General features: G+C 35.4%; 16 protein-coding genes and 1 tRNA gene. 15 read left to right on the top strand and 2 right to left on the bottom strand.

Annotated features, from left to right (window positions below; translation table 11 throughout):
• Positions 1-44: 44 nt before the first annotated feature.
• From PFY10_11090 to PFY10_11075, 4 genes are read left to right on the top strand one after another with little or no spacing between them, the layout of a single operon-like run.
• Positions 45-761 (top strand): C40 family peptidase, encoded by a 717-nt coding sequence (locus PFY10_11090; protein WBV54791.1) that lies wholly within the window; start codon positions 45-47, stop codon positions 759-761.
• A 10-nt stretch (positions 762-771) separates the two neighbouring features.
• Positions 772-1,239: a DUF1648 domain-containing protein gene (locus PFY10_11085; protein ID WBV54790.1), complete on the top strand. Its 468-nt coding sequence runs from the start codon at positions 772-774 to the stop codon at positions 1,237-1,239.
• A complete protein-coding gene (locus PFY10_11080; protein WBV54789.1) occupies positions 1,220-1,564 on the top strand; it encodes a cupin domain-containing protein in 345 nt (114 codons plus the stop codon). Before PFY10_11085 ends, PFY10_11080 begins: the two co-directional genes overlap by 20 nt.
• 3 nt (positions 1,565-1,567) lie before the next feature.
• Positions 1,568-2,803 carry a 3-deoxy-D-manno-octulosonic acid transferase gene (locus PFY10_11075; GenBank protein WBV58934.1) on the top strand — a complete coding sequence of 412 codons (1,236 nt, stop codon included), beginning with the start codon at positions 1,568-1,570 and terminating at the stop codon, positions 2,801-2,803.
• Here the strand turns inward: PFY10_11075 and PFY10_11070 are convergent.
• Positions 2,795-3,421: a deoxyuridine 5'-triphosphate nucleotidohydrolase gene (locus tag PFY10_11070; GenBank protein WBV54788.1), complete on the bottom strand. Its 627-nt coding sequence runs from the start codon at positions 3,419-3,421 to the stop codon at positions 2,795-2,797. The genes PFY10_11075 and PFY10_11070 overlap by 9 nt on opposite strands.
• Positions 3,421-4,173 carry a glycosyltransferase gene (locus PFY10_11065; protein WBV54787.1) on the bottom strand — a complete coding sequence of 251 codons (753 nt, stop codon included), beginning with the start codon at positions 4,171-4,173 and terminating at the stop codon, positions 3,421-3,423. Before PFY10_11065 ends, PFY10_11070 begins: the two co-directional genes overlap by 1 nt.
• Positions 4,174-4,319: 146 nt before the next feature.
• On the opposite strand from PFY10_11065, the gene PFY10_11060 reads away from it, so the two are divergent.
• The 11 genes from PFY10_11060 (at position 4,320) to PFY10_11010 (ending at position 14,789) form a co-directional block, all read left to right on the top strand.
• Positions 4,320-4,787 carry a lipocalin family protein gene (locus PFY10_11060; protein ID WBV54786.1) on the top strand — a complete coding sequence of 156 codons (468 nt, stop codon included), beginning with the start codon at positions 4,320-4,322 and terminating at the stop codon, positions 4,785-4,787.
• Between the two features lie 174 nt (positions 4,788-4,961).
• On the top strand, positions 4,962-7,775 hold the full coding sequence (leuS, locus tag PFY10_11055; protein WBV54785.1) for a leucine--tRNA ligase: 2,814 nt from the start codon (positions 4,962-4,964) through the stop codon (positions 7,773-7,775).
• A 241-nt stretch (positions 7,776-8,016) separates the two neighbouring features.
• Positions 8,017-8,880: a MotA/TolQ/ExbB proton channel family protein gene (locus tag PFY10_11050; GenBank protein WBV54784.1), complete on the top strand. Its 864-nt coding sequence runs from the start codon at positions 8,017-8,019 to the stop codon at positions 8,878-8,880.
• Between the two features lie 62 nt (positions 8,881-8,942).
• On the top strand, positions 8,943-9,551 hold the full coding sequence (locus tag PFY10_11045) for a biopolymer transporter ExbD (GenBank protein WBV54783.1): 609 nt from the start codon (positions 8,943-8,945) through the stop codon (positions 9,549-9,551).
• 12 nt (positions 9,552-9,563) lie between these two features.
• Positions 9,564-10,136, top strand: coding sequence for a biopolymer transporter ExbD (locus PFY10_11040; protein ID WBV54782.1), 573 nt, complete (start codon positions 9,564-9,566; stop codon positions 10,134-10,136).
• Positions 10,137-10,159: 23 nt separating this feature from the next.
• Positions 10,160-11,002, top strand: a complete 843-nt coding sequence (locus PFY10_11035) for an energy transducer TonB (protein ID WBV54781.1) — start codon at positions 10,160-10,162, stop codon at positions 11,000-11,002.
• 77 nt (positions 11,003-11,079) lie between these two features.
• Positions 11,080-11,274: a DUF308 domain-containing protein gene (locus PFY10_11030; GenBank protein WBV58933.1), complete on the top strand. Its 195-nt coding sequence runs from the start codon at positions 11,080-11,082 to the stop codon at positions 11,272-11,274.
• Entirely contained in the window at positions 11,264-12,136 is an 873-nt protein-coding gene (locus PFY10_11025; GenBank protein ID WBV54780.1) for a substrate-binding domain-containing protein, read from the top strand. The genes PFY10_11030 and PFY10_11025 overlap by 11 nt, the downstream gene beginning before the upstream one ends.
• Before the next feature lie 89 nt (positions 12,137-12,225).
• Positions 12,226-13,875: a tetratricopeptide repeat protein gene (locus PFY10_11020; GenBank protein WBV54779.1), complete on the top strand. Its 1,650-nt coding sequence runs from the start codon at positions 12,226-12,228 to the stop codon at positions 13,873-13,875.
• A gap of 83 nt (positions 13,876-13,958) precedes the next feature.
• Positions 13,959-14,678 (top strand): bacillithiol biosynthesis deacetylase BshB1, encoded by a 720-nt coding sequence (gene bshB1 / locus PFY10_11015; protein WBV54778.1) that lies wholly within the window; start codon positions 13,959-13,961, stop codon positions 14,676-14,678.
• A 35-nt stretch (positions 14,679-14,713) separates the two neighbouring features.
• Positions 14,714-14,789: transfer RNA gene (locus tag PFY10_11010), tRNA-His, on the top strand.
• The last annotated feature ends 230 nt before the right edge of the window (positions 14,790-15,019 follow it).

Genomic DNA, 15,019 nt, shown 5'->3' with positions numbered 1-15,019 from the left:
TTTAATTTTCAAATCCTTAGTCATTTAATATATAAAGAAAGTTGATGAATAAAGGAATCTGTATTGTTACTGTAGCTCCTGTCCGTGCAGAAAACTCGGACAAAGCAGAGATTGTAACAGAAATATTGTTTGGTGAAAGTGCTGATATTTTGGAAGTGAATAAAAACTGGACCAAAATAAAAATGCATTATGATGGCTATGAAGGATGGATGGATACTAAACAGATAAAACCGGTATCAGACGAAGAACTTGAAAAGAGAAAAGTTACTCTGATTACGGAAGATTTCTCCTCTGTATTGATGAATGATGGTAAAACATTGCTTTCTATGGGATCAGAAGTTGAATTTCCGGCTGTGGCTTCAAGGAGAAGTCATGATATTCGGGAAAGCATTGCTTTAACGGCAAAAGAATTTCTTAATGTTCCTTATTTATGGGGAGGAAAAAGCTTTTTTGCGGTAGATTGTTCAGGCTTTACACAATTGGTGTATAAAGTTCACGACATCAAGCTTCCGAGAGATACCTATCAGCAGGCAGAGGTGGGGGAACCTTTAACCTTTGTTGAGGAAAGTCAGCCCGGAGACCTGGCATTCTTTGAAAATGCCGAAGGGAAAATTATTCACGTTGGAATTATGTTAGAAAATCAGAAGATCATTCATGCCTCTGGTAAGGTAAGAATTGACACCCTTGATTCCTCCGGAATTTTCAATAAGGAATTGAACAGTCATACCCATAAATTAAGAGTGATTAAAAAAGTTTTGTAATAACCGAAGCATGTCTGGTAAACCATTACTCATTGTAAATATTCTCTTGCTTATTTCAATTTGGATTTTTACCGGATGGAAATATGCAGAATTACCGGAAATTATTCCTACTCATTTTATGGTTAACGGAAGAATTGACGGTTACGATCATAAAAGGACAATTTGGATTTTATCTTCTATTGCTACCTTCTTATCTTTTATTCTTTTTGCGGTTACCAGAGATCCCAACTCTCCCATGCTTACTATTCCGGATCACTTCCGAAATAAAAAATCTTTAGAGCTTTTTGCATACAGTATTCTGCTACCTCTGCTATTGTTGTTTGGGTATACTCTTTTAGAAACCGTTTGGATAGCTGAAAACAGAACAAGTACTTTGGGTAATATGTTTTTCGTTTTTTTAGGCTTGATGATCCTTGTAATAGGGACAAACATATTTGTAATGTTTAAAAAAGGAAAATATGATAAAATCCAAAAATAATTCTGATCACTATATATGGGGAGAGCATTGTGATAGCTGGGTACTGAAGGATACCCAGGAGCTTTCTGTAAAGCAGGAAAAAATGCCTTCGGGAACCTCTGAAAAACTTCATTTTCATAATAGAGCTAGCCAATTCTTTTATATTCTTAAGGGAGAGGCTTCATTTGAAATTGATCAGGAAAAGTTTTTTATAAAAGCGGGTGAAAGTATTTCTATTGAGCCGAAAGCGCAACATTATATTTTTAATGATACAGAAGAAGAACTTGAGTTTTTAGTGATCTCTTGTCCTTCAACAAATAATGACCGGGTTGAAATTGAAAAATAGATGATGTCTTTTATTTATAACATACTAATTAATATCCTCATTTTCGGAATGAAAGTATTTTCGTTGTTCAATGAGAAAACTAAAAAAGGAATTGAGGGACGAAAACATTCTTTATTACTTGTAAAATCTTCATTTTCAAAAACGGATAAGGTAATCTGGATGCACGCAGCAAGTCTGGGGGAATATGAGCAGGGGCTTCCCGTTCTTGAAAGGCTGAAAGAGATTTTTCCACAACATAAAATTCTGATTACATTTTTTTCACCTTCAGGATATGAAAATGTTATCAGGAAAAAACATATCGCTGATGTTGTTTGCTATCTTCCTTTTGATACAAAAAAATCTGTAAGCGAGTTTGTTGCACAGTTCAGCCCTGAACTATTCTTTACGGTTAAATATGATTATTGGTATAATCTTTTAGCTGAACTAAAAAAAAGGAATGCCAGAATTTATGTGATTTCTGCACTGTTCTATGAAAGGCAATCATTTTTTACATCTTACGGGAAATGGTTTGTTAAACAGCTTCAGTCAAACGTTGATTGGTTTTTTCATCAGACTGAATTTTCCTACGCTCTGGCTAAAAGTATAGGATTGGTAAAATCTTCTATAACAGGAGATACAAGGTTTGACAGGGTTAAGCAACTTAGGAGCAGGGATCATCATGTAAAATTTATCAAAGACTTTACAGGAGATCAAAAAACCATTGTTTTCGGAAGTTCGTGGCATGCTGAAGAAAAAATTGCAGAGCTGGTTTCTGTAATGAATCAGGATGTGAAAATTATTATTGCTCCTCATGATTTAAAAAGAGTCCAGAACTTAAAGCAGATGTTTCCCAATGCCTTATTGTACAGTGAGATTTCTGATTCCGGATTTTCGGCTTTCAATCCTCAGCTGTTGATTATTGATAGCATCGGGCTGCTATCAAAATTATATTCTTATGCTGATATTGCCGTAGTGGGAGGTGGGTTTCATGATGCAGGTCTTCATAATATTCTTGAAGCGGCGGCTTTTGGTGTTCCTGTTGTTTTCGGAAACCACTACAGAAAAAACCCTGAAGCAGATGAACTGATTTCAGCAGATGGAGGCAAATCTTTTGAAACCGAATATTTGGCTGCGGATTTTATTCTTTTTTTAACCCATAATGAAGAGGTAATTGAAGATATGTCTCAAAGTGCCAGAAAATTTGTAGATGATAAACCCGATTCTTCGGAGCTTATTATTGAAAAGATGACATTATTTTAAGAATCCCTGGCTTTTGATCTCTTTAATGATTAAATCCAGATTTTCAGGAATACGGTCAGATTTAAGCCATCTAATATCAAAACTATTATTGATACAAAGTTTCTGTAGGTAGCGGTTATTTTGAATTTTATCTTCCAGTTCACTCAATTGCTCATCGAACTCAATCCAGTAATCTTCATCAAGCTTTTGTATAGTAAGAAGCACCTTTATTGCTTTATTGATTATATAAATGTAAAGCTTATATACAGCATCGAACCTTTGATGGTTGAGCTGAGAATTTTGGTCTAAAATTCTGTTGATGAGAAACAGGTGAAGTGATACTTCACCGAATTTATCGGTAGTAACTTTTATGTGTTCAGTTATTTCAGCGCTTATTTTTCTAATAAGAACCAGGAAATATTTTGGATTAGTAATATATTTAGATGCGAAAAGAACTTTTTCTTCAATGATATCTTCCATCTGGGATCTTTTCTGATCCGTTGTTTCTGTATCAATTAACTCAAAATATAGTTTTTTAGAAAGGAGCTTGTCTTTTTTAAGAAGTCTGAAGATCAAACGGTCTTTTTCTATAGAAGAGAAATTACTCAGTGCTGCTTTGAATTCTTTTGAATACTCCATTAATTAAAAATTTTAGAATATTTCATAAACCCGTTCAACGCCCAGTTGGCAGTATAATATAGAGACTTTAACGTAGAAAACTTCATGAAATCTTTGTACACAAGGTACTGATCTTTTACGATATGCTGTTTTTTTCTGGAAACACTCGTTGAATGCATCCTGTATTTTGCCATAGTTTTTGGAAGGGGTTTTCCCACAGGAATTTTCTTTAGTAAATTGAGCCACATAACATGATCTTCCCGTTTGCTGCCTTCCGGAAAGTATTCTTTGCCTACCCTCTGGGAATCATACATCGATGATAGGAGGGATAATCGACATGTTTTCAGTAAATTGTCAAAAGTTACTTCCTTGTCTGCTTTGAAATCTTCAATCTGAGGAATAAGCTGTTCATTGCATCTCGCATAATTGGAATAGGCAATTTCAGCATTTTCGCGCTTCATGAAGCTGATCATCTCTTCTAAAAAATCAGGCTCCCAGTAGTCATCGGCATCCAGAAAAGTAATAAATCTTCCGGTTGCTTTTTCAAGAGATAAATTTCGAGCATGTCCTGCACCTCCATTTTTTTCCGCAACAGATAACTTTATTCTTGGATCATTTACCTTACGGATTATATCCACAGAATTATCGAAAGACTTGTCATCAGTGATTAGCCACTCCCAGTCTGTAAAAGTTTGGCTCATTACAGAATGAATGGTCTCTTCCAGAAATCTGGAAGAATTATAGCATGGAGTGATTATGGAAACCTCGGGCATACGTGTTTTTATGCAAATATAAGGTTTTAAAATATCTGTTTTATTGAAGGAATTTTAAGAAAATGAAAATTATAATTGCAAAACCTAAAAAAAATGACAGAGTATTTAAAAAAAATCATAATTTTAGGCCTTGAAAAATTTGATACATGAAGAAATTAGCATTACTATTTGCAGGTTTATCATTATTAGTAGCAACCGGATGTAAGGACGACGATACTCAACAGGTATTTCCAATTAACGGACTTTGGCAACCTGTTAAAGAAGTGATTACCACTATTCCGGCAAACGGATCCGGGGTTTCAGATGAAATTACTTTTACCACTTGCCAGAAAGAATCAAGATGGTTGTTCAATGAAGGAAATACCGGAAAAAGAACCGATAAGGATGAAATAGGAACCCCTGCAATATGTAGTACTGTTTCAGACCGAAATTTTACCTATACCTATAGTACAAGTGATAAGAGGATTGAAATCAAGTATCAGGGTACAGTAGTTCCGGACAAAGGAAAAGTAACTACACTCACTGATACGACGCTGAATCTTACCATTGAAGATACTACAGATCCTAATCTATACAAGTCTACCACATATACACTAAAGAGAATTCCTCAGTAATATATATAAGGTTGAAAATAAAGAATACAGATCTCATCTTCGGATGAGATTTTTTTGTTTAAATCAAAGTATGCTAATTAATTAAAAATTAAAGTTCTATTTCTTTTAAAATCTTTATTTTTGTACCTCTTCAAATTTTTTGAAGATTAATTTTAAATAAAATCTATACATAAAGTGTTTTACGATCATCAGCAGATAGAAAAAAAGTGGCAGAAATACTGGGAAGAAAAGCAGACATACAAAACTTCCGATACAACAGATAAACCCAAATTTTATGTTCTCGATATGTTTCCTTATCCATCAGGAGCAGGATTACACGTAGGACATCCTCTTGGATATATTGCATCTGATATTTATGCAAGGTATAAAAGACATCAGGGATTTAATGTGCTTCACCCGGTTGGTTATGACAGCTTTGGACTTCCTGCTGAACAGTATGCTATTCAAACAGGACAGCATCCTGCTATTACTACTGAACAAAACATTAACAGGTATGAAGAACAATTAAGAAAAATTGGTTTTTCATTTGACTGGAGCAGGGAAGTGAGAACTTCAAATGCTTCCTATTATAAGTGGACACAATGGATCTTTATCCAGTTGTTCCATTCGTGGTACAATAAAGATACCGATAAAGCAGAGCCTATAGAAACGCTGATTCAGCATTTTGAAGAAAAAGGGACACAAGGTTTAAATGCAAATCAAAATGACGAACTTGATTTCACGGCAGAAGAGTGGAAGAATGCTTCAGATATTGATAAGGAAGATATCTTATTAAATTATCGTCTGGCTTACAGAGCTGAAACGACGGTTAACTGGTGTCCTGCTCTTGGAACAGTATTAGCCAATGATGAAGTAAAAGATGGGAAGTCTGAAAGAGGAGGTTTTCCAGTATTTCAGAAAAAGATGATGCAATGGAGTATGAGGATTTCCGCATACTCTGAGAGATTACTTGAGGGATTAAATACAATAGACTGGCCACAACCTTTAAAAGATTCGCAGGAATACTGGATTGGAAAATCACAGGGAGCGCAGGTTAAATTCAATGTTGAGAATCACGACGAAAAGATCGAGGTTTTCACCACAAGACCTGATACTATTTTCGGAGCGACTTTTATGGTACTTGCGCCGGAAAACCCATTAGTTGATACCATTACTACGGCTGCTCAGAAGGCTGAAGTTGATGCTTACATAGAAGAGACTTCTAAGAAAACAGAGAGGGATAGAATGTCTGATGTAAAAAACGTGAGTGGTGCATTTACCGGAAGTTATGCAATCAATCCTTTCAGCAATGAGAAGATGCCGATTTATATCTCAGATTATGTATTGATGGGATATGGAACAGGAGCTGTTATGGCAGTACCTGCTCACGATGAACGTGATCACAGATTTGCAAAGAAGTTTAATCTTGAAATTAAAAAGGTTGTTGAGACCGATGAAGATGTTCAGGAAAAATCTTTTGACTCTAAGACCAGCGTTTGTGTTAATTCAGATTTCCTGAATGGATTATCTTACGATGAGGCTAAAGCAAAAATGATTGCCGAAGTTGAGAAGCGTAATATCGGTCATGGAACTACAAATTACAGACAGCGTGATGCTATTTTCTCAAGACAGCGTTATTGGGGTGAACCGGTTCCTATATATTATAAGGATGGAATGCCATATACTTTACCAATGTCTTCTTTGCCTTTGGAGCTTCCCGAAGTTGAAAAATATTTACCAACAGAAGACGGGGATCCTCCATTAGGAAACGCTAAGTTTTTTGCGTGGGATGAGACAAATCAAAAAGTTGTAGCTACAGAATTAATCAATGAGGTTAATGTATTTCCATTAGAGTTGTCCACCATGCCTGGTTGGGCTGGAAGCTCATGGTACTTCTTAAGATATATGGATCCTCATAATGAAGAAGTTTTTGCTAAAAAAGATATCACTGATTATTGGGGACAGGTAGACCTATATATAGGAGGAAGTGAACATGCAACAGGTCACTTGCTGTATTCCCGTTTTTGGAATATGTTCCTAAAGGACAGAGGATACATCAGTCAGGATGAGCCTTTCCAAAAGTTGATCAATCAAGGGATGATTTTGGGAATGAGTGCATTTGTGTACAGGGTAGAAGGAACAAATCAGTATGTTTCCAAATCATTGGCAACTCAATATAAAACACAGAAGATTCATGTGGATGTATCCTTATTAAAAGGAACATCTGATGAATTGGATACTGAAGCATTCAAACAATGGAGACCCGACTATGCTGATGCTGAATTTATTTTGGAAGACGGAAAGTATATTACAGATCGCGAGGTAGAGAAGATGTCCAAGTCTAAATATAATGTCGTAAATCCGGATGATATCTGTGCAGAATATGGAGCGGACGGATTAAGATTATATGAAATGTTCTTAGGACCATTGGAACAATCGAAACCATGGAATACCCAGGGACTAAGTGGAGTGTACGGATTCCTTAAAAAATTCTGGAACCTTTATTTTAACGGAGATGTATTTGAAGTTTCTGATGAAGAACCGACAAAAGCAGAATATAAAGTTCTGCATACTTTAATAAAGAAGGTGGTTTACGATATCGAAAACTTCTCTTTCAATACCTCTGTATCTTCATTTATGATCGCTGTAAATGAATTACAAAAAATAAAATGCAACAAACGCAATATTCTTGAGCCGTTAGCCGTTATCATTTCTCCTTATGCACCACATATTTGTGAAGAGCTTTGGAGTTTGTTAGGACATACCGATTCTATTGAATTTGAAAAATTCCCTGAATTAATAGAATCATATTTAGTAGAAGATGAAATTGAATATCCGGTGAGTGTAAATGGTAAAATGAGGTTCAAATTATCCCTATCTGCTCAATTATCACCCGCGCAAGTAGAAGATTTGGTGATTAATGACCCCAAAATGCAACAGATTTTGGAAGGAAAAACCCCGAAAAAAATCATTGTAGTCCCTCACAGAATTGTGAATATTGTAATTTAAAAAAAAATTAACATTGGCAAATTAAAAAAAATGAAGGCTTAATTTTTTGAAATTTTTAAAGTATTTAAAAATACTGAGAAATATCATTAAAAAAAAAGAGAATAATTGATTTATCGAAATCGTAATAATATTTCGTTATCAAAAAAATGCAAAATGTTTATTTGAGACTATTGTATTTTAATTAATTTTGCCTTTAATTTACAACTTGATAAAATTTTAAAACAATATAATTTAGTTAAATATGGAAATGAATGTTTCAAAAAATGATGAGCAAGTAATTGCTAGAAAGGCAGGAGGTTTAAACCCGGCTATTATTATTCCTATTTTATTCGTTATAGGAGTTTGTATTTATTTATTCGTGCTAGGGAGTCCTGGTAACTTCAAAGATGCAGATAAACTAGGTAGTGGATCTGTAGCTTTTTCAAGTGTTGAAGGAAAAGACATTCACCCAGAGTCGTTTTTAGGTATTATCTACAAAGGAGGGGTTATCGTACCAATCTTGATTACTTTCATGATCACTGTAATCGTTTTCTCTTTTGAAAGATATTTCGTACTTGGTAAAGCAGCTGGAAAAGGAAACTTGGATAGCTTCGTTGTTCAGGTAAGAAGCTTATTAAACCAAAACAAAATTGATGAGGCTTTAGAAGAGTGCGACAGACAACAAGGTTCTGTAGGTAATGTAGTAAAAGAAGGTCTTACGACTTACAAAGCTTTATCTCATGATACGACTTTAAACAAAGAGCAAAAAATGGTGGCTCTTAACAAAGCTATCGAAGAGGCTACAACTCTTGAAATGCCAATGTTGGAAAAGAACATGATGATTCTTTCTACTTTAGGTACAGTTGCAACATTAGTAGCACTTTTAGGAACCGTAATCGGGATGATCAAAGCATTCTTCGCATTAGGTTCAGGTGGTGGTACTCCAGATGCTGCTGCACTTTCTACAGGTATCTCTGAAGCATTGATCAACACGGCTTTAGGTATTGGTACTTCAGCTATCGCTATTATCCTTTATAACTTCTTTACATCTAAAATTGATGGATTAACTTATAAGATCGATGAGATCGCAATGAGTATCCAACAATCTTTCGCGGAATTCAACTAAGAATTTCCAGCAAGGAATTTGCATTAGCAATAAAAGAAGTTTAATTAAAAATAATAAAAATAATGGCGAGAGTCAAACCAAAAAGACATGGAGTAGTGACGGATATGACCGCGATGTGTGACGTTGCGTTCCTACTACTTACATTCTTTATATTGACCACTCAGTTTAAAAAACCTGACGTGGAGCAGATTAAACCGCCATCTTCAATATCAGAGAAGTTACTTCCTGATGCTAGTTTAATGACTATCAACGCTACTCCGGACGGGAAATTCTATTTCCAACCGGTAGAGAATGCATCAGAGAGATTACAGCTTTTAGATAAAATGGGTCAAAAATATGGTATTACTTTTGACAACAACGAAAAAGCTGCATTTCAAAAAGTACAAGCGATTGGGGTTCCAATGAACCAACTTAAAAGCTATCTTGATTTGCCAGATGACGAGCAGAAGAATTTTAAGAGTCCTACAGGGATTCCTATGGATAGTACAAATAAGCAGTTAGTAGACTGGGTACAACAAAGTTTGAGCGTAAATCCTGAATACAAATTAGCGATTAAAGGAGACGTTACTACTCAATACCCTAAAGTGAAAAGCTTATTTGAAGGTTTAAGAGATATTGATTTTCTTAAATTTTGGTTGATTACATCACAAGAAGGTAAACCTAACGAATAATATCGAGCAGAAATGGCAGAAGTACAAGTACAGGAAAAGGGCGCCAAGGGCGGCAAGGTACGTTCCAAGAAGCAGAGTACCAGAGTTGACATGACTCCGATGGTGGACTTGGGTTTTCTATTGATCACCTTCTTTATGTTCACAACCACGTTTAGTAAACCTAACGTAATGGATTTGGGTCTTCCGGCAAAACCGAAAGAAAAAGATAAAAAACCACCTCCAACTGAAATTAAACTTTCTAACTCAATTTCATTGTTATTGGGTAAAGACAATAAAATTTTCTGGCATCAGCAAGATAATACATCTTTAACTGATCAGAATCTGAATGAAACTACTTTCGATAGAGAAGGTGTTAGAAAGGTAATTGAGCAAGCAAAAGCAAATGCGGCTGATAAAAGTAAATTTACTGTAATTATTAAGCCGACAGATGACGCTGTATATAAAAACTTTGTTGATATTCTTGACGAAATGGCAATTACCAAAAGTGAACAATACGGGGTTACCGATTTGAAACCTTGGGAGGTAGCTATTTATAACAAGAAAGTTGGGAATAATGGGGCTGCGGCTGCACCAGCTACAAAGTAATTTAACCATAAAATTGTAAATCTATGGCAGATGAAAATGTATACAGTCAGAATCTTACTTTAGACGAGATTGTATTTGAAAATAGAAACAAAGAATATGGTGCCTATGATCTGAGACATCAGTATCCAAAACTTCTGACAAGATCTTTTCTTATCGGAACGGCACTATTCCTGATTTTGGCTTTGTCTCCTTTTATTTATCTTACGATTAAAAGACTTACTGCACCAGAGAAGAAAGAAGTAAAAGCTGATTTGGTGGAAATTCTTCAGGAAGATAAAATTATTGAGCAGCCAAAAGAAGAAGAACCACCTCCACCACCTCCACCTCCAAAAGAAGAGAAAATCGAGGTAATTCAGAACGTGGTTCCAGAGCCTGTAAAAGCTCCGAAAATTGAAACTCCACCACCACCGATTTCTAAGCAATTAGAAACAACAACTGGTTTGCAAAATCAGGAGGGGGTTAAAGCTCCGGCTTACACACCTCCACCACCTCCACCATCAACGGGGACTAAAACTTCAACTGCTGAAGTTAAGCCTCAGGTAAGTGACACTCAGGTGTATACAGAGGTAGAGCAAACTGCAGAATTCCCAGGAGGTATTAATGCCTTTAGAAATAAAGTGTCTAGTAACTTTGACGGATCTGCAATGAATGGTGATGAAGGAACTGTAAAAGCTGAAGTAACTTTCGTTGTTGAAAGAGACGGTAGTATTACAGACGTTAAAGCGAGTGGAAAAAGCTCAGACTTTAATGCTGAAGCAGTAAGAACTATTAAGTCTATTAAGACTAAATGGGCTCCTGCTAAGATTAATGGACAATCTGTACGTTACCGTTTCAGATTACCATTAACAATGAATTTTGAAGGATAATTTTTATCTTTAAATAATAATTAAAAAAGAGAAGCATATGCTTCTCTTTTTATTTTTTTTGGTATTTTTGTTATATGATGTTCAATTGGTTATCCCTGGTTACGGGATTGTTTTATATCGTTTTAGGAATTGTAGTTATTTTTTACAAATTCTTCTTTATTATTTTAGAGCCTACTGTAGCGTACCCTCTTGGAGGTGTTATGATTCTGTATGGAATCTTTAGAATTTACAGAGCGGTTTCAAGAATAAAAAATTCAGGAAATGAAGAATAATTTTAAAGTAATCATACTTTTTGTCTTAAGTATAGTTGCAGTAAGCTGTAAAAAAGAAGACAAATCCCCATCCTATTATAAGGGAGATCTTACAATCCTTACTGATGAATCCTTTAAAAGTGTTACGGAAGCCTTAGCCGACGGATACATGATTAATTATCCTGAAGCGCACCTAAAGGTAGTTACAAGGAAGGAAGACCTGGGCTTTTTAGACCTTCTGAAAGGAAAGGCCAGAGTAGCGGTAATGTCCAGAGATTTAAGTCCTGAAGAGCTTAAAGCTTTTAAAGAGCAGGTGGGTTCTAAATTTTTGCCTGCCAGATTTGCTGCTGACGCAGTTGTTTTTATTGTTCCAAAAAATTCTACCAGGACCAGTATTTCAATGGATGAAATTCAAAACGGTCTTCTTTCTGATAAAAAGGAATTTGTTTTTGACGGGACTAATTCTAGTAACTTAAACTATGTGGCTCAGAAGCTTAAGAAGCAGCCTAAAGATCTCCAATTTTCTGTGATTCCAGGTAGTGAAAATATCATTGAACAGCTCAATAAATATCCCGATAAAATTGGTGTCATAGGTCTTAATACCTTTAGCCGCCCTTATGATAAAACTTCTGAAAAATTAAGGGATATGGTTAAAATATTGCCGGTTGAAAACAAAGGAAAATTATATACTCCGGATTCTGCAGGACTACGTGAAATGAAATATCCTTTTACTAGAGTTTTGTATTTTTTAACAAATGAAGGAAACTTTAACATTGCCAATGGTTTCATCAGATATTCATGTACCCAATTAGGGCAAATGATTGTGCAGAAGGAAGGTTTGCAACCCTACAATATTTACAAAAGAGAGGTGCAAATGCGTTAAAAAATATTAAATTGACTTTATCCCCCAAATAAATACACTATTTTGGTCTGAAAATTGTGTATAATATTACTCGATTTAGAAAATATAAAATGAAAGATATAATGATTATGAATGTAAAAAAGATTGCTTTTGGAGCAGCGGTGGTATTTTTTGCCAATTTTTCGTTTGCACAAACATTGCAAGATGGTATTAACAGTATCGACAGTGATAAATTTGCCCAGGCAAAGACTCAGTTCACCGATATGATTGCTAAAGCTCCTACTGCTGAAAACTATTTCTATTTAGGAAATACTTTTCTAAGACAAGGTGAGCCGGATTTTGCTAAAGCAACTGAAAGCTTCAATAAAGGTCTTGCAGCAGATAGCAAAAGCTATTTAAACAAGATCGGATTGGCAGCTGTAAAGCTTGGAAAAGGTGATAAGGCAGCTGTTGCAGAAATACAGAAAATTGTTAGCGATTCAAGAGAAAAAGATGCTGAAGTATTGTTCAGAGCTGCAGAGGCTTTAACTTTATTTGAGAAAAATAACTCTCCTGATCTTGCCATTCAATTCCTTAATAAGGCAATTGAAAGGGCACAGAAAAAAGAAGTTCCTGCGAATTATTACTATACACTGGGAGACGCTTACAGATTGAAAAAAATCCCTGGTGATGCTATGACTGCTTATGATAAAGCGTTACCTCTGGCTAAAAATAAAGCTTCTGTTTATACCAGAATGGGTACTTTATGGATGGCTGCTCAGCAATGGAAATTAGCTAAAGAAAATATTGATAAAGCAATTGCTGTAGATGCTACATATGCACCTGCTTATAAAGCTTTGGCTGCCTATGATATTAAATATCAGCAAAATGATAAAGCGACTCAGGACTTGATCAATTATACTAAATATGCGGATGAAGATCCATATACACAATTAGAAATCGCTAAGCTTTATTTTACAAACGAAGATTATAACAATTCAAGAACTGTTTTAGATAAGATCTTTGATAAAATTGATGATCCTATTAAGTTCAAATTGAGAGCTTATCAATTATATTCTGAAGGTAAATATGCAGAGGCTAAGCAAAACATGGATACTTTCGTTTCTCAGGCGGATAAATCAAGAGTACAACCTGCTGACCAGGGATTACAAGGTTTAATTGCCGCTGGATTGGCTAAGGATGAAAAAGATGCAGCAAAGAAAACTGCTTTAACAACTGAAGCTCAGCAGAAAATAGCTATCGCAAAAGCTGCAAAAGATGAAACAATGAAATGGGATATGGAATTAGCTAAGATTGCCGGAGGAGGAGCTTCTCAGGGATCAGCTGATGCAGGACCTACAAACCCTACCATTGAAGGATTAAAGCAAAAAGTAGCAGCTAATGCGCAGGATACGGATTCATTATTCAAATTAGCGACTGCTTACCAGGATGTTAAAAACTGGAACGGAGCTATATTAACATGGCAGAAAATGAGTACACTTCTTCCTGATTGGGCTCCTGCTTATTACAGTTTAGGTTATTCTTACCAACAAGCTGGGAATAATGATGCTGCGAAAATAGCGTATGAAAAATTCATCACTACTGTTAAGCCAGCAGATGTAGAGGCTAATAAACAAACTTTAGCTTATGCTTACTTTGCCGTAGCTTATATGAGCAAAGATTCTGATCTAGCTAAAGCTAAAGATTATGTTGCTAAGTCTGTTCAGTTGGATCCGACTTATCAGGATGCTGTTAAACTTAACGGTGAGATCAATAAGTAATTTAAAATTTAAATTATATATATTAAAACTTCCCATTCATAATGTTTGGGAAGTTTTTATTTTAAGCCTTATCTTTGAAAAATATGAAAACAGACATACTTGCTTTTGGAGCGCATCCTGATGACGTAGAACTGGGTTGTGGAGGTACCATTGCCAAATTGATATCAGAAGGAAAAAAATGTGTTATTGTAGATCTTACAAAAGGTGAACTGGGAACAAGAGGTACAGACGAAACCAGAAAAATGGAGGCTGCTGAATCTGCAAAAATTCTTGGGGTTTGCGCAAGGGAAAATTTAGGTATGAAAGACGGGTTTCTGGTTAATTCGGAAGAATACCAGATTAGAATTGTGAAGATGATCCGCAAATACCGCCCGGAAATCGTCTTAGCCAATGCAATTGATGATAGACATCCCGACCATGCAAAAGGAGCCAAATTAGTTTCCGATGCATGCTTTTTAGCTGGTCTTAGAAAGGTGGAGACTGTAGAAGGAGGAGAAAGTCAGGACGTATGGAGGCCTAAGCATATTTTTCATTATATCCAGTGGAAACATATTCAACCTGAATTTGTAATTGATATCTCAAATTATCTTGATAAGAAAATTGAAGCATGTCTTGCATTTAAAACTCAGTTTTATGATCCGAATTCTACCGAACCGGTAACTCCGATTGCTACAAAAGACTTTCTGGAAAGCTTAACATACAGAGCTCAGGATTTAGGGCGTCTATCGGGAGTTGCTTACGCTGAGGGATTTACGACAGAGAAGTTAATTGCTTTGAAAAATTTTGAAGGAATTGTTTTGTAATTAAAAAATCTTTCCTATATTTGCAACCACAAAACGGTGATTGTAGCTCAGTTGGTTAGAGCGTCGGATTGTGGTTCCGAAGGTCGTGGGTTCGAGACCCATCATTCACCCAAAGAAAGTACACTTTTAAAGTGTACTTTTTTATTTTATACCTTTCTGATGTTTCATTTTTTTATCCAAAAAAATATCAAAAACTTTTAATTTTATTTTAGGATCAGGATAGATTTTTATTTTGATGCTGTTTTAAGGGGAATACTTGATTGAAATAGAATGTGAAGTGATAAATATTAGGAGAATACTTTAGAAGGAGTTTTATAGCATATTTCTAACATATTACTGTT

Source organism: Chryseobacterium daecheongense (assembly GCA_027920525.1).
In the GTDB taxonomy this organism is placed as follows: domain Bacteria; phylum Bacteroidota; class Bacteroidia; order Flavobacteriales; family Weeksellaceae; genus Chryseobacterium; species Chryseobacterium proteolyticum.
This window is presented reverse-complemented; position numbering and strand designations above follow the sequence as displayed.